Raw genomic sequence first — 766 nt, forward strand, 5'->3', positions numbered from 1 at the left:
CAAGCTCGGCGGCGCGCCGCAACTGGTCACCGAACGCGGCCAGGGCTTTCGCCTGCTGCTGCCCGAGGTGCCGGGCTGATGGGCCCGCCAGGCCCGCCAGGCCCGGCGATGGCGCCCGGCGGCATCGACCCGCTGCCTGCACCGGACACGCCGCCCACGCCGGCCCCGCCGGCGCGCGGTCTGTCCGCATGGGCGCTGGCGCTGGCCCAGTGGCCCATGGCCACGCGCATCGCGTTGCTCGCACTGGTCCCCATGCTGCTCCTGGTGGCCTCCGGGGGCCTGTGGCTGCGCGGGCAGATGCACCAGAGCCTGCTGGGGGGCTTCGAGCAGGTGCTGCGCGAGAAGGCCCAGCGCGTGGGCGTGCGGCTGCAGCAGGGTCCCAATGGCGAACTGCGCGAAGCCACCGGGGGGGCGGACGAATTCAGCGCCATCTACGCCGGGTGGTACTGGCGCGCCCAGGCGGGTGGCCAGGTGCTGCGTTCGCGCTCGCTGTGGGACATGGACCGCCTGCCCACCGCCCCCGAGCCTGTGCGGGGCTCGGCCCTGCTGCACCTGGCGACCGGGCCGCTGCAGGAGCCGCTGCTGTCGCTGACGCTGCCGATCCCCCTGGGCCAGCCGCCCACCCCGGTGGCGCTCACGGTCTACGGCCCCGCCGCCCAGTTGCAGACCAGCATGCGCCAGATCGACCACACCCTGGTGGTGGCCGGGCTGGTGCTGATGGTGCTCGCCGGGGGGGCTGGCCTGGCTGCAGGTGCGGGTGGGGCTG

General features: G+C 75.5%; 1 pseudogene. It reads left to right on the plus strand.

The window, feature by feature from the left end:
* Positions 1–78: 78 nt before the first annotated feature.
* A pseudogene (locus tag AC27KI_RS26365) lies at positions 79–766 on the plus strand (hypothetical protein); the annotation flags it as partial.

The sequence above is a fragment of the Acidovorax sp. KPB24-03 genome (assembly GCF_057546605.1).